The sequence below is a fragment of the Mesorhizobium sp. M0119 genome, from assembly GCF_040322615.1.
Taxonomy (GTDB): Bacteria; Pseudomonadota; Alphaproteobacteria; order Rhizobiales; family Rhizobiaceae; genus Mesorhizobium.
The window spans coordinates 33,241-57,208 of record NZ_JAMYTU010000020.1; the positions used below are offsets into that span (position 1 = coordinate 33,241).

At 59.2% G+C, this 23,968-nt stretch carries 22 protein-coding genes and 1 pseudogene; 16 read left to right on the forward strand and 7 right to left on the reverse strand.

Translation table 11 applies throughout. The features are described from left to right. The first annotated feature begins 85 nt into the window (after nt 1–85). A complete protein-coding gene (locus tag NKJ40_RS19250; protein WP_352467378.1) occupies nt 86–1,099 on the forward strand; it encodes a SctD/MshK family protein in 1,014 nt (337 codons plus the stop codon). A 152-nt stretch (nt 1,100–1,251) separates the two neighbouring features. Here the strand turns inward: NKJ40_RS19250 and NKJ40_RS19255 are convergent, their stop codons facing one another. Beyond that, nucleotides 1,252–1,494 carry a hypothetical protein gene (locus tag NKJ40_RS19255; protein WP_352467379.1) on the reverse strand — a complete coding sequence of 81 codons (243 nt, stop codon included), beginning with the start codon at nt 1,492–1,494 and terminating at the stop codon, nt 1,252–1,254. Here NKJ40_RS19255 and NKJ40_RS19260 point away from each other — a divergent pair. From NKJ40_RS19260 to NKJ40_RS19275, 4 genes are read left to right on the forward strand one after another with little or no spacing between them, the layout of a single operon-like run. Further along, complete coding sequence (locus NKJ40_RS19260; protein WP_352467380.1) at nt 1,478–1,864, forward strand: tetratricopeptide repeat protein; 387 nt, start codon at nt 1,478–1,480, stop codon at nt 1,862–1,864. The two genes, NKJ40_RS19255 and NKJ40_RS19260, sit on opposite strands and share 17 nt — an antisense overlap. Nucleotides 1,865–1,881: 17 nt before the next feature. Next, nucleotides 1,882–4,029 (forward strand): type III secretion system export apparatus subunit SctV, encoded by a 2,148-nt coding sequence (gene sctV, locus NKJ40_RS19265; protein ID WP_352467381.1) that lies wholly within the window; start codon nt 1,882–1,884, stop codon nt 4,027–4,029. A 46-nt stretch (nt 4,030–4,075) separates the two neighbouring features. Continuing rightward, nucleotides 4,076–5,434, forward strand: a complete 1,359-nt coding sequence (locus tag NKJ40_RS19270; RefSeq protein ID WP_352467382.1) for a type II and III secretion system protein family protein — start codon at nt 4,076–4,078, stop codon at nt 5,432–5,434. Nucleotides 5,435–5,446: 12 nt separating this feature from the next. Beyond that, nucleotides 5,447–5,896, forward strand: a complete 450-nt coding sequence (locus NKJ40_RS19275) for a hypothetical protein (protein WP_352467383.1) — start codon at nt 5,447–5,449, stop codon at nt 5,894–5,896. An 83-nt stretch (nt 5,897–5,979) separates the two neighbouring features. Here the strand turns inward: NKJ40_RS19275 and NKJ40_RS19280 are convergent, their stop codons facing one another. Then, complete coding sequence (locus NKJ40_RS19280; RefSeq protein ID WP_352467384.1) at nt 5,980–6,783, reverse strand: tetratricopeptide repeat protein; 804 nt, start codon at nt 6,781–6,783, stop codon at nt 5,980–5,982. 84 nt (nt 6,784–6,867) lie between these two features. Between NKJ40_RS19280 and NKJ40_RS19285 the strand changes: the two genes are divergently transcribed. The 5 genes from NKJ40_RS19285 to NKJ40_RS19305 all read left to right on the forward strand — a co-directional run bounded on the left by NKJ40_RS19285 (nt 6,868) and on the right by NKJ40_RS19305 (nt 10,886). After that, nucleotides 6,868–7,908 carry an EscU/YscU/HrcU family type III secretion system export apparatus switch protein gene (locus NKJ40_RS19285; RefSeq protein ID WP_352467385.1) on the forward strand — a complete coding sequence of 347 codons (1,041 nt, stop codon included), beginning with the start codon at nt 6,868–6,870 and terminating at the stop codon, nt 7,906–7,908. A 219-nt stretch (nt 7,909–8,127) separates the two neighbouring features. Next, nucleotides 8,128–8,427, forward strand: coding sequence for a 2Fe-2S iron-sulfur cluster-binding protein (locus NKJ40_RS19290; protein ID WP_352467386.1), 300 nt, complete (start codon nt 8,128–8,130; stop codon nt 8,425–8,427). A 304-nt stretch (nt 8,428–8,731) separates the two neighbouring features. Then, the gene (locus tag NKJ40_RS19295; RefSeq protein ID WP_352467387.1) at nt 8,732–9,388 is read left to right on the forward strand and encodes a Crp/Fnr family transcriptional regulator; all 657 of its coding nucleotides are present in this window, start codon (nt 8,732–8,734) and stop codon (nt 9,386–9,388) included. 11 nt (nt 9,389–9,399) lie between these two features. Beyond that, complete coding sequence (locus NKJ40_RS19300; RefSeq protein WP_352467388.1) at nt 9,400–9,606, forward strand: hypothetical protein; 207 nt, start codon at nt 9,400–9,402, stop codon at nt 9,604–9,606. Between the two features lie 521 nt (nt 9,607–10,127). Further along, the gene (locus NKJ40_RS19305; RefSeq protein WP_352467389.1) at nt 10,128–10,886 is read left to right on the forward strand and encodes a LuxR C-terminal-related transcriptional regulator; all 759 of its coding nucleotides are present in this window, start codon (nt 10,128–10,130) and stop codon (nt 10,884–10,886) included. 93 nt (nt 10,887–10,979) lie between these two features. On the opposite strand, the gene NKJ40_RS19310 is transcribed toward NKJ40_RS19305, so the two are convergent. Together NKJ40_RS19310 and NKJ40_RS19315 are read right to left on the reverse strand one after the other, a co-directional pair. Further along, nucleotides 10,980–11,246, reverse strand: a complete 267-nt coding sequence (locus NKJ40_RS19310; protein WP_352467390.1) for a hypothetical protein — start codon at nt 11,244–11,246, stop codon at nt 10,980–10,982. A gap of 330 nt (nt 11,247–11,576) precedes the next feature. Next, nucleotides 11,577–12,395: a LuxR C-terminal-related transcriptional regulator gene (locus NKJ40_RS19315; RefSeq protein ID WP_352467391.1), complete on the reverse strand. Its 819-nt coding sequence runs from the start codon at nt 12,393–12,395 to the stop codon at nt 11,577–11,579. A gap of 856 nt (nt 12,396–13,251) precedes the next feature. Here NKJ40_RS19315 and NKJ40_RS19320 point away from each other — a divergent pair. The 4 genes from NKJ40_RS19320 to NKJ40_RS19335 all read left to right on the forward strand — a co-directional run bounded on the left by NKJ40_RS19320 (nt 13,252) and on the right by NKJ40_RS19335 (nt 18,927). Continuing rightward, entirely contained in the window at nt 13,252–15,246 is a 1,995-nt protein-coding gene (locus NKJ40_RS19320; protein WP_352467392.1) for a polysaccharide biosynthesis/export family protein, read from the forward strand. Between the two features lie 734 nt (nt 15,247–15,980). Beyond that, nucleotides 15,981–17,531, forward strand: coding sequence for a lipopolysaccharide biosynthesis protein (locus NKJ40_RS19325; RefSeq protein ID WP_352467393.1), 1,551 nt, complete (start codon nt 15,981–15,983; stop codon nt 17,529–17,531). Between the two features lie 88 nt (nt 17,532–17,619). After that, a complete protein-coding gene (locus NKJ40_RS19330) occupies nt 17,620–17,832 on the forward strand; it encodes a hypothetical protein (RefSeq protein ID WP_352467394.1) in 213 nt (70 codons plus the stop codon). Between the two features lie 12 nt (nt 17,833–17,844). Beyond that, nucleotides 17,845–18,927, forward strand: a complete 1,083-nt coding sequence (locus NKJ40_RS19335) for a glycosyltransferase family 4 protein (RefSeq protein WP_352467395.1) — start codon at nt 17,845–17,847, stop codon at nt 18,925–18,927. Between the two features lie 316 nt (nt 18,928–19,243). Here the strand turns inward: NKJ40_RS19335 and NKJ40_RS31950 are convergent. Then, nucleotides 19,244–19,441 (reverse strand): annotated as a pseudogene (locus tag NKJ40_RS31950) (IS701 family transposase); the annotation flags it as partial. 561 nt (nt 19,442–20,002) lie between these two features. Here NKJ40_RS31950 and NKJ40_RS19345 point away from each other — a divergent pair. After that, nucleotides 20,003–20,503 carry a hypothetical protein gene (locus NKJ40_RS19345; RefSeq protein WP_352467396.1) on the forward strand — a complete coding sequence of 167 codons (501 nt, stop codon included), beginning with the start codon at nt 20,003–20,005 and terminating at the stop codon, nt 20,501–20,503. A gap of 290 nt (nt 20,504–20,793) precedes the next feature. Then, nucleotides 20,794–21,924 (forward strand): acyltransferase family protein, encoded by a 1,131-nt coding sequence (locus NKJ40_RS19350; protein WP_352467397.1) that lies wholly within the window; start codon nt 20,794–20,796, stop codon nt 21,922–21,924. Between the two features lie 265 nt (nt 21,925–22,189). On the opposite strand, the gene NKJ40_RS19355 is transcribed toward NKJ40_RS19350, so the two are convergent. Then, nucleotides 22,190–22,696, reverse strand: coding sequence for a hypothetical protein (locus tag NKJ40_RS19355; protein ID WP_352467398.1), 507 nt, complete (start codon nt 22,694–22,696; stop codon nt 22,190–22,192). Then, nucleotides 22,687–23,964, reverse strand: coding sequence for a glycosyltransferase family 4 protein (locus tag NKJ40_RS19360; protein WP_352467399.1), 1,278 nt, complete (start codon nt 23,962–23,964; stop codon nt 22,687–22,689). Before NKJ40_RS19360 ends, NKJ40_RS19355 begins: the two co-directional genes overlap by 10 nt. Between the last annotated feature and the right edge of the window lie 4 nt (nt 23,965–23,968).

The window sequence follows — 23,968 nt, forward strand, 5'->3', positions numbered from 1 at the left end:
CGGCGGCGTACTTGCACGGCGCAATTTTTTCAGCGCCGTCATCAGGCTGCGTTGGAAATGGTCATTCGGCGGGAGATGAAGTGGCATGACCGCTCGTCCTATCAGCAAACGTCTGGAAGCAGCAGTGCCGGCGCGTCGACTCCGATCGATCATCGCCCCCTCCCCGGGTACCGGACATTCCATAGCGCTGAGCGTAACCCATGGATTTCACGCCGGTGCCGAAGTCAGCCTGGTCGAGCCAGAATATACGATCGGCTCCAGCACCGAGTCGGACATTGTCCTGCGGGATGCCGGTATTGCACCGATTCATGCAAGGCTGCGTCGCAAGGGCAGCCAAGTTGAAATCGAAGCCGTCGGCGGCGATGTCATATTGGCCACGAGCGAGACCATCCGTGAGGGACATGGCAGCCGCTGCAGGCTGCCGCTCACCATAAGCCTAGGCGAAGCGCGCATCCGGCTGGTCAGCCTGGAACGCGCACCCAATCGATGGTCTTTTGGGTATTTTGCCAATCGTCCGCTGCTGATCGCCAGCAGCGTTCTCTGTGCGGTTCTGGCAGTTTCCGTCGCCGCGAACGGGCTCTCGTTCGCCAAGCAAGAGATTGGCACAAAGGCGTCCTCCCAAGACGGGCAAACGGTCAAAGTGGCTTTCGCCGGCAAGACAGGCGAAAAAGTCCTGGACGCTTCATCGCCAGCGCAAATCCAGACTGCCGCCGAAGCGGTAAGTCAGCTCAAATTGCGCCTCGAGCAATCCGGCATAATCACATTAACAGTTCTGCAATCAGACGGACGCCTTGTGGTCTCGGGTATGATCCCGAACGACAAGAGTGATGTCTGGGCAGAGACGCAATCCTGGTTCGATCAGTCGTTCGGCGCTCACCTTCCCCTCATCTCCAACGTCATGGTTGGCAATGCGCAGCAGGCGCCGCGCCTGAGGCTGCAGGCGATCTGGTATGGCGAGCGGCCCTACGTCATCGCAGCCGATGGCGCGCGATATCACGAAGGTGCATTCACCGACGACGGCTGGGCCGTCGAACACATCGGCGAAACCGAACTTCTCCTGACTAAGGGCGGCGCCACGGTCGCGCTGAAATATCCGTGAACCGCCGGCTTGAAGCGGCACGATTCGACACGGCACGGATTGACACGGCGGGCCGCGACGGGCGGCATGCGGAAAATGTGCGTGGCCAGGCCATCAGCCGGCGACGGACAAATGGGGTCGGCAAAGCAGCCAACGGTGCTCAGGGGGCGAGATCAGCCGCTGGTGCAGAAGGGCCGGAAACGGCGGAATTCCAGGCTTCTCAAGGTGCGGCCGGCGAGTCGCTCGACGAGATACTCGCCAATTTCGTCATGCCCAATATTCCCGAACCAGCTATCCTGCGGCGCTCCGTGCCTATTCTCCAGCACCTCGTAACGCACCTGGTCCCAACCCTTGAGGGTGGGGAGCAACTCAAGACGCTCGCCAGAACGCTGATGGAGGATGAAATCGAGCGTCATCGCGATCTGCTTGGTCGCATGCAGGAAGGATCGAACTCTGACCGATCCGCGTGACACCGTGCATCTTTTGCATGTCCTGGGCTATCTCTACGGGTGCCACGGGCAGGCAAAGCGGGGCGCGGCCTACCTGCTCATTGCTGCACAGCTCTCGCCGGGAAATGCCGGCGTCCTCAGAACGTTGGCCCACCTTCTCATACTCGATGGCGAGGCGGAAAAGGCGCTTGCCACGATTGCCAGGCTGGAGACCTTGGAAGGAATGGATCATCCGGTGCTTACATTACTGAAGAGCCGCGCCTTGCTCGTAGCCGGGCGAAAGACGGAGGCGCGTAGTGCCTTGCTTAGCTTCCTGTCGCAACGAGGCGTCCGATGACCGTCTCGGAACGTCTGATGCAATTCGTTGTCAGGCTGTCACGCCGCAGTGATCTGGTCATTGCCATTCTGATGCTCGTCGCGGTGGTAATGATGCTCATTCCATTGCCGACGTTTCTCGTCGACAGTCTCATCACCGCAAACATCGCCATCAGCGTGCTTATTCTGCTGGCCTCATTCTACGTTTCTCATCCACTCCAGTTTTCGTCACTGCCGTCGGTCATCCTCATCGCGACTTTGTTCCGGCTGGCGATCACGATCACGACCACGCGACTCATCCTACTCCAGGCCGACGCGGGAGAGATCATTACCGCCTTCGGCACCTTCGTCGTTGGCGGCAGCATTGCCGTGGGCCTCGTCATCTTCCTGATCATCACTGTTGCACAGTTCATCGTTGTTGCGCGGGGCGCCGAACGCGTCGCCGAGGTGGCCGCGCGCTTCACGCTCGATGCACTGCCGGGCAAGCAGATGAGCATCGATGCCGAGCTGCGCAACGGCGACATCGACCAGGCGGAGGCACGCCACCTGCGCCAGCAACTGGAGCGCGAGAGCCAGCTGTTTGGCGCAATGGACGGCGCCATGAAATTCGTCAAGGGAGACGTGATTGCAGGCATTGTGATCATTTTGGTCAACTTGATCGGCGGTTTCGCAGTCGGCACGCTGCAGCACGACATGTCGCTCGGCGACGCGGCTGCGACCTACACGTTGCTCACCGTGGGCGATGGCCTGGTGGCGCAGATACCCGCACTGCTCGTCGCTGTGGCCGCCGGTACAATGGTGACGCGCGTCGGCAGCGCGGATGGAACGGGCGATCTTGGCCAGCAAATAACCAGCCAACTGCTGCGCGACTCCCGCGCGCTCGCACTCGCAGCCGTGATCATGGTCGGCCTTGCCATGGTGCCAGGCTTCCCCTCCATCATGTTCCTGGTCCTTGGTGCCTGCTGCGGCGCAGGCGCCTATGCAATCAATCGCCGCACCGCCCAGGAGTCCGGGCCTCAAGACATCGGCCATACCGCCTCGCCTGCACAGCGAGGGGATTCCGCGTCGCTTTCGGCGATCTCCACCGCAACACTGTCTCCATCCTACCGCGTCGTGGTGCGCTTCGGAACCGAGCTCGCTCGCTTGGTCCCGGAGGCCGAATTTGCCGCGCTCGCCGACGGCGTGCGCCGTGAGCTCTTCGGTGATCTCGGTGTCGACGTTCCGGCCATCGGCATGCAGGTCGACGAGATGCTTTCGCAACGAAGCGTCCGCGTCGATCTGGAAGGTGCGCCCATCCTGGAGTCTGAAATTCCTGCCAACCGTGTTCTTGTCGAAGCGGACACCACGCATCTCGATCTGCTCGAAATACCTTACAAAAAAGGTTCTCCGATTGCCGGTCTGCGCAAATTCGTATGGGCCGATGACGGCTACCTGTCAGCACTGAACGAGGCCGGCTTTGTCTTCTCAACGCCGGTGCAAATAGCGGCCAAATGGACCGGCCATGCACTTCGCCTTTATGCCGGCCATTTCGTCGGGATTCAGGAGACACGCAGACTGCTCTCGGAGATGGAACCGGATTATGCGGATCTGGTCAGGCAGGCGCAGGAGACAGTGCCGCTCCAGAAGATCGCCGAAGTGCTTCGCCGGCTCGTCGGCGAAAACGTCCCGATCCGCAATCTGCGCCTTATCCTCGAGGCACTCATCGAATGGGGCCAACGCGAACAGGACGTCCTCTTGCTGACGGAATATGTCCGCACATCCTTGAAGCGCCAGATCAGCTTCCGCTTCGCCGGCCCCAACAACATCATCGCGGCCTATGTGCTGCAGCGTTCGGCCGAAGATATCCTGCGAAACGCGGTGCAAAGCACATCGACCGGCACCTTCCTGAACCTGTCGGACGATGATGCGCAGGCTTTGGTCACCGAAATCGAGCGAGCCCGGTCGCAGAACGCCACCGATGTTTCGCCGGTCGTTCTCGCCGCGATGGATGTGCGCCGTCACATGCGCAGCCTGCTCGCACATAATGCCATCGAGCTTCCTGTCCTGTCCTTCCAGGAACTCGCACACGAGTTCAATGTCCAGCCGCTGGCCACGATCGCTGGCCGCCCCGGCAACGCCGGCGCGCGCGTCGTCTCCCATTCGCTCCCGTCGGCTCAGGCGAACGCCGCGCAGGAGGCGCCCTCCTGACGCCAGCCGGACGGACGGACATTGGGGATTCAGGAGAGAAATGGCAATGACCACCCACAACACCGCGGCAGACGTAGGATCAGCCGCTTTCGCCCGGCGGGCAGATTTAGGCCGGTTGGCTATCGCGACTATTGGCGTCCTGCTGGCGTTGCTGCTCACACTAGCCGATGCGACGGCACAGAACATATCACCGTTGCCGAGCAAACCAACGGTCGGCTTGCCGGTCGGACAAGGACGCTTGTTGCGGTTCAATGAACCGGTCGAATCCGTGCTGATTGCCGACACCACGATCGCGGACCTTCAGGTCGTGTCGCCGAGCATGGTCTACGTGTTCGGGCTCAAACCCGGCCTGACCAACCTAATTGCGATCACGGCCGATGAACGGATTGAGGCAACAGCCCAGTTCCGCGTCACCCCCGATGTCACGCCTGCTACCGAGGCCAAGCAAGCAATGCAGCCGAGCTCGGCGACAAATCTCCACATTTTCGGAACCCGTATCGTTGCAACAGGCGAGGCGCGAGGCGTCGATGAGGCAACGGATCTGGACAATGTCGCCCGGACCTTCTCGCCGCCGGAACAGCCGCCGCTGAACAACATGACCGTGCAGGGCTCACAGCAAGTCAACATCCGGGTTCGCTTCGCCGAAGTCTCGCGCACGGAACTGCAGTCCTACGGCGTCGACTGGTCCGTCGGCTACAGGAGCGGCGGCTTCGAATTCAACATGTTCCAGGACAACGGTGTGCCCTCGGGCAACGGGAATTTCGGTTTGAGCATGGACCAGGCGCATGGCCTGAACTTCGACATTCTGATCGAAGCCCTGCAACGCAACGGCATCGTCAAGATACTGGCCGAACCGAACCTGACGGCCATGACCGGTCAGACTGCAAGCTTTCTCGCCGGTGGCGAAATTCCGGTTCCAATCCCGCAAGGAACCGACGTCGCCACCGTCCAATACAAGCCCTTCGGCGTGTCCCTCGGCTTCACCCCGACGCTGATCGGCCGCAATCGCATCGCGCTCCATGTCCAGCCGGAAGTCAGTTCGTTATCTGAGACCGGATCCGTAAGCGCCAACGGCTTCGCCATGCCGAGTTTCGTCGTGCGCAAGGCCGACACCACGGTCGAAGTGGCGAGCGGTCAGACATTTGCGATTGCCGGCCTTTTCCAGCAGCGGACTTCGCGCAATCTGGAAAAGTTTCCGGTGCTCGGCGATGTACCGGTGCTTGGCCCGCTTTTTCAATCACAGCGTTTCCAGCACGAAGAGACCGAACTGGTCATTTTGATCACGCCCTATCTGGTGGAACCGGTGCGCGACAGCCTCGCCACGCCGCTTGACCGTCCGGCAGCCAAGCACCGCAGCCGCAAGCACGCCAATGACGCGTCGGCGACGGGTCTGATCATCAAGTAACGAGGACCGGATATGACATCGCCCATCGGATTTTTCTGCGTTATTCCAGCGCTGGTCCTGGCCGGCTGCGCGAACAGCCCGCAATCGCGGCAGGATTATTCGCCCGGCTATAACTATGTTTCGACGGATGCAGGCGGCTCCGAGAAAGGTGTCGGCGGCTCAGTTCTTGCTCCCGATGCCTGTCTGGCCGAGCCAGCCGACGACGACAACTCTGCTGCCAAGACGAACCTGACGATCGTCTCCGGCGTCGGCTCCCATTTGCCGCCCGGTTGCGCCAATGCCTTCAATCTTCAGCGTATGTCCGAAAGCCAGCGTGATCTCGTAGAAGGCCGCCGCATGGGCCCGGCAGCGGCCGCACCGACCGCGCGCGCGGCCCGTCGCTACCTAGATGGCGAGGAGGCTCCGATAGGCGGCGCCAACAGCGCGCCGTCGGTGCCGCAAACAACGCTCCCAGTCGAGTGAGCCGGCGCGGTATTCGCCCGCGTAGTGTCACTCTGCGCGTCGCGCTTGGCGGAAGGCCGCTTCAGGCCCTCCGGCCCGATTCGCTAGCCGAGGATGGAGCCGAGCGCCTTCGCTTTGGCCTGAGTGCTGCCCTTCAGCCGGATGGTTCTTGCGCGGGCAAGCAGGGTGGCGACCTCCTTGGTCGTCAGGCCGATTGGCGGCGAGGCCTTGACCTGGTCGGCCTGGCCAAGAAGCCCGTACACCACCACAATGTTGCGCTTGTGGTGCAATTGCGCGTTGGGGGCGGCGGCAATTTTCTGCACCAGCGGCAGCGCCGCGGCGGAATTGTCCTCGAGCGCAGCCGCCAATGCCATGTTGGTCTCGACGTCAAGATCGCCCGGCGCAAGTCTCAACGCCTGGCCGAAAGTCTCCTGCGCCTGTCCTGTCTGCCCGGCGAAAGTCTGCGCAACGCCCAATCGATTGTAGGCGCTGCTGGTGTTGACCAGCGGCGCTGCCTGCGCAAGCGCGCGCATGCCCGCATCGATATCGCCTGCCTCTATCATCGCCGAGCCAAGCCCAAGCATTGCTCCGCCGTCATTGGGAGCTTTGGCGAGCGCGGCCTGATATGCTTTAGCGGCGTCGGCGGGATAGCCCGCCCGCATGTAAGCATCGCCCGTCTTGACGAACGCGCTCGCCTTGGCGTCCGGCATTGCTGCTGCGCGCTGGTAGAGCGCGATGGCCGTATCACTTTCTCCACGCGCATCAATATCGTCGGCAAGTTTGATCAGGCGCTCGGATTGAGACGATGGGCCTTGTGCCTTGGCCTGCACCGAGCCGGTTTTGGTCGTCTGGCAACCGCTCAGCGCCAGCGCGACGACGACCGGCAGGAATACGACACGCAACCGCAAATCCACCTCTCCGTATTCAAGCCCGTCCCACCTTACACAGGGCATCGGCCGACTGGAACCACGATAGTGCGGTAAGATTGCAACATGGCCGAAGAAGCTGAGGAAAAGAAACTACCGGCGTCCGATAAGAAGCTTCGCGACGCCCGCCGCAAGGGCCAGGTTTCGCAAAGCCGCGACCTGGTTTCCGGCTTCACTCTTTTCGCAGCGCTTGGCTATCTCTATTTTTGCTGGCCGCTGCTCTTCAAACATCTTTCGGAACTCGTGGAGACCGTGACGGTGCCCGGCGGCTCCTTCGAGGAGGTCAGCCTGCGGGCCATCCACCACTCGTTCTCATTGCTGATGCTTGCTACATTGCCGCTAGTCGGGATCGTTGTGGTTTTCACCGTAGCCTTCGGCATGCTGGCCACGTTCGGGCCGGTCTTCTCGTTCGAGCCGCTCAAGCTGCAGTTCGATCACATAAACCCGGCGAAGGGCCTTCAGAAGATCCTGTCGCTCCGCAACGTCATCGAGTTCGCCAAGGGCCTCGTCAAGGTGGTGTTCCTGGCAAGCCTTTTCGTATTCATCCTGATCGCCTGGCTACAGCCTCTCTTCGATGCACCAGGCTGTGGTCAGGCATGCCTGGAGCCGATCATCAAGGCGGTGATGACACCTCTCGGAATTGCCGCCGCCCTGGCCTTTGTCGTCATCGGCTTGATCGATGTTCCTATTCAGCGCTGGCTGTTCCTACGTGACATGCGCATGACGACGACCGAATACAAGCGCGAACACAAGGACCTCGAAGGCGATCCATTGATCCGCCGTGAACACCAGCGACAGCGGCGCGAAGCAGTGATGCAGCCTGCGAAGCTGGGTGTGAAAAACGCGGTCATCGTCCTGGTGTCAGGCGACCGCGCCGTGGCGTTGCGCTACGTCAAGGGCGAAACGCCTGTGCCGACGGTTGTCGGCAAGGGTCAGGGCCGTGCGGCCGAAGATATGATGGCTCAAGCGCGCGAGGCAGGTATCCCCATAGTCGAGGATGCCGTCACCGCCCAAACGATCTTCGAAGATGCGAACCTCGGCTCTTATATCGGCCAGCAGATGTTTTCCCCGGTCGTCCGCCACCTCGTCCGGCACGGGCTCACTTGAAGCCAAAATCCTGCGATTGTCCTTGTATGCCAGTCTAGCCTGTCGGCTGGTGGAAGTGAAGCGGCGGTCCGCTGGTCGCGCATCCGTCAGCGTCAAGGCGGCGAGCAAGCCGTTCCAATGAGGAGTTTCGATATACGCACCATGCCGCCCGATCCGCAGCTTGCTTTCGTTCGGGTTGAATAACGATGAATTATCGGCACGACATTCGATCGGGGCGTCATGGAGTCTGAAAACAGCGTTCTCGGGTACGTTATCGCGACAAGGCCACGGGCGGCCCCGAAGCGGTCTCGACACCATCATTGCACCCAGCGGGAAACCCTGCTGGAAGCTGCGCGCCAATGTGGCGTTTACGTCCCCACCGCTTGCCAGCAGGGAATTTGCGGTACGTGCCGGATCGCCAAGCTGTCCGGCGAAGTCGTCATGGATGACCTAGGCGGGCTGACATTGGACGACAAATCGGCAGGCTACGTCCTGGCGTGCTGCAGCCGCCCGCAAGGCGACGTTTTGCTTGATCTGTAACTGTCACATACCGCAGTGTAATCGGGGCAGCCTGGCCGTTACTGCGCCGCGAGCGATTAGCGTTTCGGAGCCTGTTGTCCGGCCTAACCGCGAGACTTAACCACCTTGAACATCCTAAGTTAAGCGCCGTTTACCTCATTCAAACAGACGAGGACAATAGGTCAACCCGCCCTTAGGGTAAGAGGTCGTTCTGTCGATTTATCCGGGAGATACTATTGTCAGTAGTGTGGAAGCAGAAGCAAACTTGCGAGTCTCCATGCAGTCACTATTGCAGTTCATGTGCTCTCATCCCATAGGGGGGACGTTGTCGAAGAATGAGTGGGGGAACAACAATTTTCTCGGTGCTACAGCAAAAATCTATAAACCCCATTCGGTGATATGCCGCCAGGAGGACGACAACAGTGAGATATTCATTGTAAAATCGGGTTGGGCAATACTTTATCACGCACTGCCGGACGGAGAGCGGCAGATCATAGACACTCCCCTCAAGGGGGACGTCGTCGGTTTCCGTGGCTTGGACGGACCCCATCTTGCGTCGCTGGCGTCCATAACCGAACTCGCTGTTTATGAAATTTCCAGTAAGGAACTGGTCGAGGCCATCCTGTCGGAAGGCCGAATCGGGAAGAAGATCGCCTGCTCGCTGGCGCGCCTGAACGCCATCCTTGCCGAACATCTCATGAATACCGGGCGGCGGAACGCGATGAGGCGTACCGCCCATTTCCTGCTCGAGTTGGAGGAGAGGCTCTCCATGGTTGGGCTGTCGGCCCATGGAAGATATGAGTGCCCCCTTGCCCAGCATGAACTGGCGGACATCCTCGGAATGACCACGGTTCACGTCAACCGAACGTTAAGGGAGCTCCGCAAGGCCGATCTCGTCTCTTTCAAGTCAGGCCATGTAGAGGTGATCAACCGCAAGAAGCTGGTCGAAACAGCCGGATTCGACAGCGAGTATCTCAGGTAGCGGCTATCTCTTTGAACGCCAGCGCATGGACATCAAAATTTCCGCTGAAAACGATCATTCCGTCGCCGGAACAGTTCGAGACAACATTTACGGAGGGCTGGTCGTGCGCGGGACACCTGGTAGAGCTTGGTATGTCTCGAGACAGCGGTATCCGGCTCGAGGCGGTCGAAGGTTGGGCCGAGCGGAACGCAACCCCGTTCGTGCTGACCAAAGTGTGACAGGCGAGATCATCATGACCGCGGCAACTCGGCCTATCGCACCGAGGACGGCGTGCTGCCGAAATATGCGCAGAGGCCCTTTACACTACGGCAGGCCCATCGGGTGGGCTCGAACTAAATTGTTGAACCACGGCGATCACCACTGTGCGCTAACCGTGTCAACGGCACCCTCTGGTCTACCGCTGAATCGCCGCAGGCACTAGCCGATCCACGTTCGGCTGCTGGGCTGAAGAGGGCTAAGTGGTCCGATGCATGCGTCTTCAGGCAGATTGCAGCCCTTTGGGCCCAGCTTGGCGGGATTCCCTGAAAATTACGAAAAAAGCAACCTATGTTAGAGACTGCTTATAAATAAACCCTAGACTTACCCAGGTTGGGTCTCGCCGGGGCTCAGGGAGCTGAAAACGACGCAAATGGGGTAATCGACTCGACGTTTCACAAGTCGTAGTACCAATTTTTCAATGCCAGAGAATGCGGGACCATATTGGCCGGAGTGGCTTGTGTGGGCGAGAGCGGGTATTGATATGGGTTCCACAGCAGGACTGCACAATTACACTTCGGCCAATCGGCCCGGAGTCCCGTGCGGCGGAACGGAAGTCGTCCGCGGGCAGACAGGCAGGGAATGCCTTCTCATCCTGGACGGAAGGGCACTAGACCGCGAGTGTCTCGCATCGGCTCTCGTGGAGCACGAACTCGGCATGGATGTCGCCGCCTTGGGTTCCATCGAGGAATGGCGCGTCAGAAAGAGCTCGGCCCCTCCCCTTGCAGCCATACTCTTCAATCTTGGCAGTCGGAAGGTCACCGATCGTGGCATCGCTGACGAGATTAGGCATATTTCCTGCGAGTTCAAATCAGTCCCTGTGGTCGTCCTGGCCGACACCGAAGACCTTGCCCAGATACTGACCGCTCTCGAATGCGGTGCACGCGGCTACATTCCGACCTCTGTTGGAATCGATGTCTGTGTCGAGGCAATCAACCTTGCGGCAGCGGGAGGCATCTTCGTGCCGGCGAGCAGTGTCCTTGCTATGCGGCACCTGATGGAGTCGGGCCGCCGCGACACGCAGCCTTTTGCGGGTATTTTCACGCTTCGGCAGGCCGAGGTTGCGCAAGCGCTCCGGCGCGGCAAGGCGAACAAGATCATCGCCTACGAACTGAATTTGCGCGAAAGCACGGTGAAGGTGCACATCCGCAATATCATGAAGAAGCTAAAGGCGACCAACCGCACGGAAGTCGCCTGCAAGCTCAACGATCTTCTCTCAGAAGGAATTCTGGCTGAGGAGTGAGCCCAAGCATAACACTGCCCAGCTTGGGTGACTCCTGCGGCCGTATTCGACTGTTTGCCCAGTCAAATATTCATTTGATAATCGGCGGCCTATCTAAGCAGGCTCGGGGAAGGTGTGACTCCCTACCCATCTTATGGCCTCCTCGACCGTATCGAAGTTCTTGTGCTGTCCGCTCAGCAGCCCAAATCCCGTTTCGAGGAACCATTTGCCTTTCGTGGAGTAAGCTTCCTCGTCGATTTGGGTAAGGACCGCCACCAGTTGGTCGCGTTTCCACACCAGGACCCCGGATTCTCCGCCTTCAACCGTTCCGATGCGGGCTTCGCTGAATGACAATCCAGAAACAGTTTTTGCTTGGCCCATTTTGATGAATCCTCGAATTCAAAATGGCAGTAAAATCCGTCAGCCTTGCAATTTTGTATCAGGTCACGCGCTGAGGGCAAGCCGTTTGAGGCGATCTACTTCGTCGATCCACCGCTATTGTCTACAGAGGGAAATGCGAAAGGAAACTGGATCTGAGACGACCCACAGCTAGACTAGCGGGGCGGGTCGTGGTCACGCTGGCGCTGTCCACATGATCCGTGCGGCCTCCACCGCGCTCCTTCGCCCAGCCCGGGAACGATTTGAGCCCCATGCCTTGGGAACGAACTCTGGCAAATGGATGCACCAGCCCGAACGAAGATCTATCGCTGGTCATATCGGATGATCATTATCGAGAAAGAGGTATCCGTTTTGTGCTTCAGGCAGGTCATGCGGAAGGTGAGCTGACTGAGGTGCTATCGTGTCGTTCCCCGTCGGGCCGTTGCTAGACGCTGGATTCAGCATACCATGGTTCATCGCCCAAACTGCAGCCTGTGTTCGGTTGCGGACCCGAATCTTTCGAAGGATGGCCTTGACGTGTACCTTCACTGTAGCCTCGGCGATGTTAATCTCGCGCGCGATGGCTTTGTTAGACTCCCCTTCGATCAAGCGACGTAGAATGCAGTTCTCCCGATTTGACAAAATTACTAGTTCTTTTCCGCCATTCTCCACTTTAACTACTACCTTTGTTAAATCAACTACCGCTTCATTTTTCAAATCTTGCCTAATATCCTGAATAGCCGTCGAAGTTTCCGCAGGTAACACCGTTTGTCCTAGCATAACCAGTTCGAGAGCTTTGATGAAGGTGTCGTAAGCAGCGACCTTTGTCAGGTACCCGTTAGCCCCGGCACGAAAAGCTGAGACTATATTTGTCGTTCGACAGTGATCGGCTAGCGCAACGACACGGCTGGTCGGGTAAATCGCCTTAAAGTTTGCAATTTGGGCGAATTCAGCATCCGCATCAGTATCGCCGACATCTATGATGAGCAAGATGGCCCGGTGCTGGGGTAGCTGCTTCTGCAGAAGATCGTGAACACAAGCCGCGGAGAAAAGAATACGAAAATTTGCCGCATTCAGGATTCGACCAAGCCCTTCTCGAAGCAACTCGCTCGGCTCGACAAGCACGGTTGTGAAAGATTGTCTTGTCATCATCGCATTCTCGCTCGGCGCGATTGAGATACACGCGTCGATTAGGGTGCTCCACGCGCCAACCGCACAGCTTCTTTTTCTTTCTTAATGTTACGCTCGGAAACCCTTACACCCAAATACCGTCTTTAGGCGTAGGGCAGCATCATCGAGGCGTATCCGAATTCTTGAACCTGGGGCTTTTGGTCAAGGCTACGAGCTCTTGGTTTCAGCAGCTCAGGGAGGCAGCCATCGTGGCAAAGGACTGCGCGGCCGTGAGGATTGCCAGGGCTTGGTTGAGCCAGGCCATGCGACGCGGCACCGATAACAGGGCAGATGCCTCTTGGCTTTGAAAGTGGGCGAAATCTGCCGGCCGGCAATGGAGGGGTTGCCGGCCGCGGCCGATGTCGGGGTGCGCTGCTAGGATCGTTTGGCAGGTGCCGGAATTCGAGCCGGACGTGAGAGCCGACGAAAGAAAGTGACGCGGCCAGTTCCGCTATGATTACCCGATAGGATTGCCAAGACTGACGGCTTCGTCGCGTCGTTCTTCTGGGCCTGGACAACATAGTGGGAAACGGCCCAGCCATCCTGCGAATGCATGTCTGAGCCGCAGGCGATTCGAGACGCTGCGTCGGCAAACCACGTTTCCGGCTCTCCGTTGCGTTCGATGGCGTTTGTCCCGTTACATCGAGGAAGCTCTCCTGGAGCGCAGCAATCTGGTTGGCCGAGTTCGCCCCAGACCATGCTTATCCGAAAGGAGTGCCCACAAAGGGATAGTTGTGCCGCTGGCGGTGAAGGCTCACGATACCGCAGAGCCTTGCTCGTCGACACGTGCTCGACATCGGGACGGGCTGGCCACCATTGAAAGTGAAAGCCACACGCCATGGCCGTGGATACAGAGCTCAATTCCGAGCCCGTCACTCCCTCGTCACACACGCCCCATCGCAGGGGATTGAAGGCTGTCCTGCTTGTCTTCGGGCTCTCCGGGGTCGCGGCCTTGGGAGGGGCCGCAATCAAACACTTGGGTGCAATAGAGGTCGCTTCCAAAGCCGTGGCACAGGTCAAGGATGTCTCCGGACCTGTGGTGCAGAAGGTCGAGGATGTCTCCGCCGCCGTGGCAAAGATGGCCGAGGATGCCTCCGGAGCCCTGGTGCAGAAGGTTGAGGATGGCTCCCAAGTCCTGGTACAGAAGCTGGAGGATGTCTCCGGAGCCGTGATGCAGAAGGCCGAGGATGCCTCCCATCCCGTGGTACAGAAGCTCGAGGATGTCTCCGGAGCCGTGACGCAGATGGTCGAGGACGCCTCGGGAGCCATGATGCAGAAGGTTTCTGCTGCCATCGATAGCTTGCAAGAACAACCGGTTCAAACCACGGCCCAACCCTCCGGCGCGATCGCGTCGGGACCGGATCCGTCGGCTGTGGCGCCGGTCGAACGGAGCGCAGTCCCTGCGGTCCCCACCAGTGCCGCCCCCCCCAAAACCCTCAGCACGGGACCGGATGCATCGGCCGCGGCATTGATCGAGCGGACTGTCGTCCCTGCCGTCCCCACCAGTGCCGAGCGCCCCAAAAACCTCAGCAAGGCGCCAGGCATGGCAGCCGGAGCCCTGTTCGGCGTCGGCGACCGCCTCAAGATCGCGTTCTACGAGCGCGTCGACGTCGAGGAAGACAAGTGGGGGGGAGCGTCCTCGGCCTCGGCCCTGCGCGGCCTCCTGCAGCGTCCGGAATTGAGCGGCGAATATACCGTCCAAGAGGACGGCACGATTTCCCTGCCCTTGCTCGGCTCCATTGCGGTCGCCAACCGGTCGACGCTACAGGTACAAGCCGACCTGATGGAAACGTTCGATCAACTGCTAGGCCACAAGGGGCTGGTCAACATCCTGCCGCTGGAGCGCTCGCCCATTTACGTATTAGGGCCGGTCAAAAATCCAGGCTCGTTCAAGTACGCGCCCGGCATGACGATCCTGCATGCGATCGCGCTGGCCGGCGGACTTGACCGGGCTGAGAGCGAGCCGTGGCAGAAGATCGAAGCCGTGCGTGAGACCCAGAAGCGGAGCGGGGCGATCGATGCCATGTTGAAGTTGCTCGCGCGCGCGGCGGTGCTGAAAGCCGAGCGCGACGGTACAGCACCCACTATCCCGCGCCAGCTGCTGGAACTGGCCGGCGCGACCGAAGCGGCTAACCTCGTCAACGAGCAGAGCGCCCGGCGCAAGGCCATCGCCACGGCCCGCAAGGATCGCGAGCGCGCGAACCTGAGTGCTCTGGAGGCGGCCAGGCATGATGTTGTCGCTTATGGGCGCATGGAGTCGCTCGACAAACTCGTCAAGCTGCGCCAGGAGCGCGTCAACAGCATGCGCACCCTCGTGGACCGCAAAGTTCTCAGCATTATGGTTATGGATCAGATCCAGAGTGAGTTGTCCGACGCGGAACAGCGTCGGCAGGATGCCCTCAACCAATACGCGAGCGCCAACCAGCGCCTGGCTTCGCTGGAGTCTGAGGTGTTGCGGACCCGGGCCGACCTCATGAACGATCTGGAGGTCGAGATCGAGACCACGGAGAGCCAGATCGCGGCCAATGTGCGCGAGTTGAATATCAGCGAAGGCGTCCTGTACACGTTGCCGGCGACCCGCGTCCAGTTTGCTAAGGACGCGAACAGCGCAACCTATCAAATCGTGCGGCAATCGGCAGCCGGGCCGGTCAGCATCGAGTCCGTCGGGATGACCCTGTTGCAGCCAGGGGACCTCGTCAACATCATCGTGGGCGAAAGCGAGCCAAGAGAGCCGGCCGGTTCACCGGTCCCGACCTCGTCGCCGACCGGCGAGAGTTTGCCGGCTGCGTCCAACCCCAACGATGTCGAGCCTTCCCGCGTGGTGGCGGAGTAGAGGATCGGTCCGAATTGATGCCCGGTATTTTGGTCAGCAAGGTGATTTTTTCTGCACGGATACGCTCGGTGGTGGCCGGGGACTTCAACTGTCGGGCCGAGGCTTTCCCTAGGCCCCTTGCGTTGGGCCGCTCCGATGGCGGGTGGACATGGCCAGCCGGTCGCCAGGGTCTCAGACTCGGCCACAAGAAGGCGCCAGATCGAATGGGGGCGTGTGATGACAAAGCTGAAGCCTGACTATGTCGCGAGCCAGCGGCGCTGGAAGGACACACGGCCGCCTGAGCGCCTGATCGCGCACTACGAACTGGAACGCCGGCTCGCGGATCGGCTGCGGGCCGCCTCCCGCGACGAGCGCTACCGACTCTGTGCCGAGGTGCATTCGGAACTGTTCAACGGCCTGCCGGACCATCCGCAAAAGCCGCTGTCGGCTCGCGCCCCAACCGGATCGCGAAACAGGTCAGGGCCCTCAAGCCTCTCGACCGGGGCACGAGCGACTCGTGGCAGAAGATCGAAGCGGTTCGGCAGGCGGAGCGGCGAGCCAGCGGTCGCGGATCAGAGGATTGGTCCGAAGTGATGCCGGCAAGTGAATTGGTGGATGGGCTTCATCTACATGGATAACCCGTTGGGACCCAAGCAGGGAGAGGAGGCCCCTGGGGGGCAGCGCTCTCCCATCGGAGGACGAGTGAAAAGCTTTAAACCACCATTTCCTCCGCAGCTTGGGCCTCGTGAACAAGCATGTCCTTTTCCGCAGAAGGATTTGGAGCACTGGCATGGCGCAGTCAGATGAATCCGAACCGGACAACGGTGCCCATCAAGCGGCATGGATCAAAGATTCCGAAATTGGATCGCGACTCGCGGACGCCTGAGAAGTTAGTTGCTCATTATCAGATCGAGAAAGGTCTGGCTGCTCAGCTGATGAACGCTGATCAAAGCGCTCGGATGCCTTCAACGCACGATAGTCCGTTAACGACCGGGCAAGGAACGCTCGGCCTTTCAGCTACCGCCAAATTTCTGTGGATTGCGGTGAGTGCAAATGCCGTATTCGCGCTAAATTCCGGTGCTTTAGCGATCGGAAACTGCACCAACGCCGCTTTGGGATTCGTATACTGGTGGTTGGCCGCACGTTCGCTTTCGGCCGAGGCGACTGGCTCGGCGTCGGCTCTTATCTCAATGATGGTACTATTGTCTCAACTGGGGGAGTTCGGGCTGGGCACCCTGCTGCTCGGCGAAACGCAGCGGCATGCAGAGCGTGCGCATGGCCTCATTATAGCTGCTTTGCTGACAGCATTCGCTTTATCAGCCCTCTTTGGATCAGTTTATTGCGTTCTGGCGGGTTCGCTCTCACTGCTCGGTCGGTTCTCCGAAAGTTCGTTTGCTGGACCACTGTTCGTCGGTGGCTGTGCGATCACCGCCATCGCCATGGTGCTCGATCAAGCGTTGATTGGACTCCTTAGAAGTATGCTGACGATGTACCGAAATTTGGTCTTCGCGATCGTCAAGCTGATCCTGCTCGCGGCCGTGGTCATGATGCGCCCTTCGATGGAGGGCGTATCGGCTGTCCTCTTCAGCTGGGTGGCCGGCATCGCCATTTCGCTTCTGCTCCTCCTTCCCTTTGCATGGAGATATCGAGTGCGCGTCATGCGGGCTCCAGACTTCGACTTACTAGCAACTCTCAACCCCAAGGTTATCGATCACCATCTTCTCAATATCTCAACCCAGGCGCCCGCTGTCATTTTGCCCTTTGTCGTCGCAGTGCTTTTGTCACCGGAGATCAACGCGGCTTTCTACCCCGTCTGGATGCTCGTCACTGTAGCCTTGATAATTCCCGCGGCGCTCACCACGACCTTGTTCACGTTAGCTGCGGCCGACCCCGGAAAGCTGCGCCGCCATTTGCGATTCTCCCTCGTGATCTCCGGTGCTTGTGCTCTAGCAACTGGCATATTCCTTTTGTTGTTCTCGTCATTCGTTCTCCGCATCTTCAATCCAGCCTATCCGGAAATCGCCGGCTCGAGCCTCCGATTCCTGGGTTTCAGCTTGTTCGGCGTCATGATCAAGTTTCACTACATCGCTCTGATGAGATTGAGGAACCATATGCGCCTTGCCTCAGTCTGGCTCAGCCTCGCGGCTATCTTCGAGTTAGGAATGGCGGTTGCGGGAGCCAGAATTGGTGGGTTGCAGGGGCTCGTGCTGGGGTGGATGCTGGCCATTTTCATCCAGGCAACCTTCATGTCGAAGCCGATACTGGAGGCCGGGTTGGGTGCTGACCAGCATAGCGGCACTTCGTGAAAGGCATTCCCTAGGCGGCCACGACAGCGGGATCGCGCGACGCAGATCGGACCAAACTATGAGACCTGCACCACTTGAGGATAGACATATGCAAAGACAGAATTTCTATTTCTCGTCCCGTGCGCAGGTCGGATCCATTATCACGATGAAGTCGAGTGCGAACTCGCAGATAGTCATGCGAATGTCTTCAAGCGGCATCCCTGCCGACAAGCACGATCAGTTCGATATTCGCAACGACGGACGTCTGGCTTGTGTTGAAGCCGCGGCGGATAACCAGCGCGCGAAATCCGTGAGATATTGAGGAACACAATCCATGGAAAAGACCATTCTGCATATAACTTGTTCGAAAAGCACTAAATACGGAGCAGGGGAGCATTTTTTTCTTGAGACGGCCCGCCAATGCCGCCAGTTGGGTTACAAGACTGTTATGCAATATCAGAACCAGCCTAGAAGCTGCGCCTATTTGCACGAACTAAAGGGTCTGGATGTTGACGTTGTAACGGTAACGTTGAAATTAAATCCGCTGAAAATTTTTAAACTGATTTCCAATGCGAAGCCAGAAATTATTCATGCAAATTTTGCAAATTCCGTTCTTCTATTTGAAATTGCAATTATTGCCAGGCTGTTAAGAGTTACGAAATTAATAGATACGGAGCACAATATATCAAGTCCCATAGTAAGGAAATATGTACTGAGTCTGTACGATAATGTTGTCTGTGTTTCGGATAAAATACGAAATATAATGAGATATTCTGGCGTTAAAAGCGGTAAGTTATCGACATTGCCTTTGGGTGCATTTGTAGATTTCGCAAATCAAGCGCAATTGAGGGACAAATTCAGGCGAGAATTTCGAATTTCTGGCCAGGACAAAGTTCTTGCGTGTATCGCCTTCGATACTCCATTCAAAGGCCTAGATATCTTGCTGAAATCTTTTCAGAGGGTGTGCTGTGATTGCCCTGACGTGCGCTTGATCATAATCGGTGTAGATCCGGAGAGATCGCAATTACCAACTTTGGCAAGGGATTTAGGAATAGCTCACCGTGTTCATTGGGCGGGAATTCGGGACGAAGGCTGGAAGGTTTTAACTGCAGCCGATGTCTATGTTCAGTCCTCTCGATCATCGGAAGGGGCTCCGTTAGCTGTAATGGAGGCGATGGCATTGAAGTTGCCCATCGTGGCGACGCGAGTAGCTGCTGGTGAACTTATATCTGATGGAGAAGCTGGCGTCTTATGCACACCCGATGATGTGGACAGCTTAACCAAAGCAATCCGGGACATGCTCAAGCAACCAGAGACTTGGAAGAGGATGGGAGAGGTAGGCTATAGGCGTTATATGGAAAGATTCCAAGGTGAAAAGGTAGTAGAGACGTTAATTCACAATTACTACCTGGCATGATCTCGTTGCGTTTTCCCGCGCTCGGCAGTGGCGATGGTCCAAAGGGCCCATCTCGAAATCGTTGACGAAACCGAGGGCACGATTGAGCCCGCCGAACGGCGGCTCAACGATCAAGCGCAGACGGTGATTTCGATCCGGCTCGCCTCGAGGCGGCGCGTTTGTGTTGCAATTCGCACCGATAGAGGTCGTCGCGACCGTTCCAGGCTCCAGAGCGCCGGAATTCACGATCAGCGTCTGTTGACGTGCCTCGCGCCCACGCACGACGCCCGTCCTGGCGACGTCTACCTGCACGGTGGCTCTCCCAAAGTCCGGTGCGTCAGCACTGGGGCTTCACTCGTCGTGGGGCGCAGGACGTCCCGGTAGACCTGCTCGATCCGGATCGCGACCGCTCCGGCCTTGAAGCGCCCGACCCTGGCGAGGGCGGCGCTGGAGGAAAAGTATAAGCGATCATGGTCATGAGCGCGTTTCGATGCAGGCCCTGCCAGGAGCGGCCCTCGAAGTGGTCGAGGCCGAGGCGGCCCGTCGGCAATGCGGATGCGAAGCGCCGCGAATCTGGCGGTCAACGGGCCTTTTGTTCCGGTGCACCAGCTCAGTGCCGTCCAGATCGCCGCCACAACCGCGTCGCCACCAAACACGAGCTCAAGGATCATGGCCGCCATGGATTACATCTCAAGTCTGCAGCGGGGGGCGCGGTCGGTCGTTCGTGCGCGGGGCCGGCGGCAAAATCCAGCTTCATCGCGAAGGCCAAAACGAAGGCCGCACATGCACCTCGATGCTGGCGAGCGTCCACCCCAAGACCAGGCCTTAAAGTCCATCAAGCTTCGCCCCCGCCATTCTGCGTGAAGCCAAACAGCCGTTCCCCGGCGTATGATGGCTCTTTCAAGAAGGCCTATCGCATCGAGACCCAAGCCGATGCCCGGTTGCTCTGCGAGCGAGTGCTGGACACGGTGGGAGAGGTGATTGTTCAGGAGAGGGGTCGAATGACTCCATCTACTTTTGCCTGTGCTACCAGCGCCCGGGTGCTTCGGTCGCCTTTACGGGCCGCAAAGGCCGTTCCTGGCCGCCTCAGATCGGCGTGACCGCCAGTTGCTGGGCGGCGCCGGAAGTCGTCGAGGAATTGGAGGATCTGACAATCCGCTTCTTCCGATCAATCGGTTTGACGAACGGATTCGCCAGCATGGAATTCAAGCGCGACCGGCGTGACGGTGTACTTCGATTTGTCGAGCCAACCGTCGGCCGGATCGATGGGCAGGTTGAGATCTCGGCCCTCTGTGGCATCAATCTGTGTCATATCGGTTATTGCGACGCCGCTGGGCAGACAGACCCACCATTAGAGCTTGATCCGACGCACGTCTGGCGCAATGAATTCAGGGATTTCATCTCGGCCCGGCTCCTTGGCGCCGGCTGTTTCTATCCACCGGGTCATCGGATTCATAATGCCTACTGGCGCTGGCACGATCCAGGTCCGGCGCTGCTGGAGACAGGGCAAGCTGCGAAAGAAACGCTGCGCCGTGTGATCTGGGGCTCCGTCAAAACCAAGCCGATTTCAACGTACCGGAAAAGCAATCAGTGTTAAGGTGCTGATTGTCTCTGCGTTATCTCCGCCATAGATTGACTTCATGGGCCCGTCGGCCGCGACCGGTTTTGCCTCCCGGTCTGCCATTGAGGGGCTCCCGCAGCAGCGCAGCCATGTGCTCATTGGCCGAGTTTTGTCACTTCGCCCAGGGCGGTGTGTCATCCGGAAGGAGTGCCCACAAAGGGATAGTTGTGCCGGTTGCGGTGATGGGTCACGATAGCCTTGCTCGTCCTCCATGCTCGACCTGTCCGGGGCCGGATGGCGACCGTCGAAAGTGAAAGCTACGCGCCATGGCCATGGATGCAGAATACAGCTCCGAGCCCGCCACTATGGTCATGCCGAGAAATCTTCACGTCCAGGCTTTACGCGGAATTGCCGCATCGCTTGTCGTCCTGAGCCATGCAATTGATGTTATCGTCGAGCATCGCATTCTTCCGGAGTGGTTTAGGCCTGTCGCGTTTAGCATTGGTGGACTTGGTGTGACGACATTTTTTGTCATCAGCGGGTTTGTCATGGTTACCATTTCTTATGGTGACTTTGGCAGCTTCTCAAATTCCCTACGTTTTGCCAAACGCAGGCTTATCCGTATTGTGCCGACCTACTGGATCGCCACATTTGTCGCGTTCGCGCTGTATCAGATTGCTCCGTTCTCTCGAGAACCCTCTATAATTGAATTGGTTAAGTCGCTGACCTTTATTCCTTATCCGACTGGTCCCGGTATGGACATGCAGCCAGTACTCGGGCAGGGTTGGACGCTCAATTACGAGATGTTCTTTTATGCGTTATTCGCTGTCGCCGTAATATTGCCTCGACGCATTGGTTTGACTGGTGTGTTTCTAGTTTTTTGTGCTGTCGTCGCAGAGGGATCCTTGGTGAAGCCGTTTTCTAATAGTACACCGGCGCAGACTGTATTCACGTTCTTCGCCGATCCGATAATCCTCCTGTTTGCGGCTGGTATGGCGATCGGCGTGCTGAAACAGCACTTGGGGCGCCGCTTTGTTCTTCGCTATCCATTTTGGATCGCGGTGGCTCTACTTCTGGCCCAGATCCTTGTGAATATCGTTTTTCGGATCCCGTCGCGTCTGCCATTTCCGGAAGTCATTTCGATTTGGATAGCTGGCGCAGTGGCTGTTGCGGCGTGCGCGTTCGCCGCGCCCGGATCGGGTGGCAGGTTTGAAACCATTGCCGAGGCGCTGGGCGACGCATCATATAGCACGTATCTGTTCCACATTTTCTTGGTCGCGGCGCTAAAAATGGTGCTCCCGATCACGACAGTGACCGCCGTGTTCTTTGTACTGGTGGCGTTGCTGCTGTCAAACCTGTTCGGCCTTGTGTTCTATCGGACCATCGAGCGGCCGATCTCCGCATTGCTCCGAGGATCGCCGATCACGCGGATGCCATTGCCTGCGCGGGTCGCCTGAATTGCCACCCGGTAGCTGCGCGGCTGGGTTGGTCGTGCGGCGTCAAGTCCGCAACCACATCGACAGATCGACCAATATCGTGGGTTCGTCCAGAGGCGGCAACGATCTCCCATGCTGTCGTGATGGAAACCGGGTTGAACATGCGGATCGCATCAAGACGATTGGCCCGTATCGGCTCGCATCTTGGCCAGTACGCCCAGCAGCCCTTTCCGCCATGTCGGGTTCATCCACTGAATCAATCGATTTGGCCGCCTCGAACAGCAAGTCAATTTTCCAATCGACCAGGCCACGCAGCCCGTATGTCGCAATGCGCCTGATCGACCACCGCACTGAGAACGGTCAGGCAGTAGCCGAGGACGAACGCAACGCCCACGAACCAACCGTCGATCGGCCCGGTCGAGCTGTTGAGATACGCCTCCCCGAAGACAAACAACAAGGCGAAGCCAACCGCCAGCGCCACCCCGACGGACGCTGCCGCGGCCACGAGGCCGCGCTCCTTGCCCGGGTGCCGAACGATTTCGCCCATCAGCAGGGTCCCGAGCCCGCCCTCCCCCAGCAGGCCGACGAGCCCCATCACGGACAGGAGGGCAGAGGCCTTGCCGATCACCTCCGGCGGAAACAGCCGGGCGGCGAGCAACCAATAGATTAACCCAAGACCGGCCGCTGCCATCGTTCCGATCGCCAGAGCGCCGGAATTCGTGACGAGCGTGGCGTTCTTTTGAAGCGCCCGGCGCACGCGAACAATGGCCGTCCCGGCGAGGCCTACTGGCATGAAGGCTCTCCCGACCCTTGGTGCGCCGGCACCGCGGATCTGCTGGCGGCTGGGCGCAGGACGTCCCGGTAGACCTGCTCGATCCGGGTCACAACCGCTCCGGCCTTGAGGCGCCCCACCCTGGCGAGGCTTGTCGCCTCCAGGCGAGCCAGCAAGGCGCGGTCCTCCAGAAGGGTCTGCATTGCGTGGGAAAGGGCGTGCGCATCACCGGGCCGCACGAGAAGCCCAGTTTCGCCATGATCGACGAGATCCGGCATGCCGCCGACGCCGGTTGCGACGACCGCCTTGCCAGACGCCATCGCTTCCATGATGACCGTCGCGCAGGCTTCGGGCCCCAGCGACGGCAGCACGCCGAACAGTGAGCGCCGCCATGCATGCATGATGGCGGAATGCGGCCACGTATTGAACACGCGGACGTTCGGCGGAAACTCTGTTGGCGTATCGGCGACCCGGCGCCCGATCAGGACCAGCTGCGGCGCCCGCTCCAGGCCGGCATAGGCTTGCAGGAGAACGTCAATGCCCTTCAGGCGCATCATGTCGCCGACGAACAGGATGAATTCATCCCGGGGTAGCTCCCGCAGGCAGGGATCTTCCGGGCCAAGCACCCCGACATCGTCGGGCACGAAATTGGGGATGACCTCATAGCGGGCGCGCCCTTCGGTCAGTCCGGTGTGGCGCGCCACCGCGTGGCTCACCGCGATGAAGCGGTCCACCAGGCGCTGAGCGGCGAAGCTCGACGCCCAGTTGCCCAAGGTGGTCGCGGCTGCCTTCACGGCCCCGAAATGCGCAGTGGCACAAGGCAGGCACTTGGCCAGCGCTGGGCCACTGCAGAGATGGGTGCCCAAGTGCATGAAGTTCTTCTTGGCGCAGACAAGGCCGTAATCATGGAGCGTGACCACGAGGCGTGCCCCACTCAGACCTTTGAGCGGCAGGAAGGACGCGTAGATCCAGTTATGGGCGTGGACGATGTCGGGCCTCTCCTTTGCGACCAGCCGCTTCAGGGCAAGCACCAGTTCGGGATCCGGGAAGGGTGGTGCGTGGCGGCGCTCGGAATCGGTGTGGAGGCCCGACAGACGCTGGAGCGTGCCGCGCAGGCGATGCACGCGGACCGCGCCGTCCAGCTCGGTTTCTGGCGATCCGGGATGCATCAGGGTCCCGACGCTGACATGATGGCCCCGCTGCGCCAATGCCGCGCCGAGATTGCGGACGTGCCGCTCCTCTCCCCCGATCACCGGAGGATAGAACTGCGACAGCAGCAGGATGCGCATGGTC

What these genes read in the sequence shown, in the direction of transcription:
- NKJ40_RS19250 (WP_352467378.1), top strand. Translation starts at nt 86, where the DNA reads ATGACCGCTCGTCCTATCAGCAAACGTCTGGAAGCAGCAGTGCCGGCG.
- NKJ40_RS19270 (WP_352467382.1), top strand. Translation starts at nt 4,076, where the DNA reads ATGACCACCCACAACACCGCGGCAGACGTAGGATCAGCCGCTTTCGCC.
- NKJ40_RS19285 (WP_352467385.1), top strand. Translation starts at nt 6,868, where the DNA reads ATGGCCGAAGAAGCTGAGGAAAAGAAACTACCGGCGTCCGATAAGAAG.
- NKJ40_RS19335 (WP_352467395.1), top strand. Translation starts at nt 17,845, where the DNA reads ATGGAAAAGACCATTCTGCATATAACTTGTTCGAAAAGCACTAAATAC.
- NKJ40_RS19275 (WP_352467383.1), top strand. Translation starts at nt 5,447, where the DNA reads ATGACATCGCCCATCGGATTTTTCTGCGTTATTCCAGCGCTGGTCCTG.
- NKJ40_RS19355 (WP_352467398.1), bottom strand. Translation starts at nt 22,696, where the DNA reads ATGCCAGTAGGCCTCGCCGGGACGGCCATTGTTCGCGTGCGCCGGGCG.
- NKJ40_RS19325 (WP_352467393.1), top strand. Translation starts at nt 15,981, where the DNA reads ATGTCCTTTTCCGCAGAAGGATTTGGAGCACTGGCATGGCGCAGTCAG.
- NKJ40_RS19360 (WP_352467399.1), bottom strand. Translation starts at nt 23,964, where the DNA reads ATGCGCATCCTGCTGCTGTCGCAGTTCTATCCTCCGGTGATCGGGGGA.
- NKJ40_RS19350 (WP_352467397.1), top strand. Translation starts at nt 20,794, where the DNA reads ATGGCCATGGATGCAGAATACAGCTCCGAGCCCGCCACTATGGTCATG.
- NKJ40_RS19255 (WP_352467379.1), bottom strand. Translation starts at nt 1,494, where the DNA reads ATGACGCTCGATTTCATCCTCCATCAGCGTTCTGGCGAGCGTCTTGAG.
- NKJ40_RS19330 (WP_352467394.1), top strand. Translation starts at nt 17,620, where the DNA reads ATGCAAAGACAGAATTTCTATTTCTCGTCCCGTGCGCAGGTCGGATCC.
- sctV (WP_352467381.1), top strand. Translation starts at nt 1,882, where the DNA reads ATGCAATTCGTTGTCAGGCTGTCACGCCGCAGTGATCTGGTCATTGCC.
- NKJ40_RS19290 (WP_352467386.1), top strand. Translation starts at nt 8,128, where the DNA reads ATGGAGTCTGAAAACAGCGTTCTCGGGTACGTTATCGCGACAAGGCCA.
- NKJ40_RS19310 (WP_352467390.1), bottom strand. Translation starts at nt 11,246, where the DNA reads ATGGGCCAAGCAAAAACTGTTTCTGGATTGTCATTCAGCGAAGCCCGC.
- NKJ40_RS19305 (WP_352467389.1), top strand. Translation starts at nt 10,128, where the DNA reads ATGGGTTCCACAGCAGGACTGCACAATTACACTTCGGCCAATCGGCCC.
- NKJ40_RS19315 (WP_352467391.1), bottom strand. Translation starts at nt 12,395, where the DNA reads ATGATGACAAGACAATCTTTCACAACCGTGCTTGTCGAGCCGAGCGAG.
- NKJ40_RS19320 (WP_352467392.1), top strand. Translation starts at nt 13,252, where the DNA reads ATGGCCGTGGATACAGAGCTCAATTCCGAGCCCGTCACTCCCTCGTCA.
- NKJ40_RS19260 (WP_352467380.1), top strand. Translation starts at nt 1,478, where the DNA reads ATGAAATCGAGCGTCATCGCGATCTGCTTGGTCGCATGCAGGAAGGAT.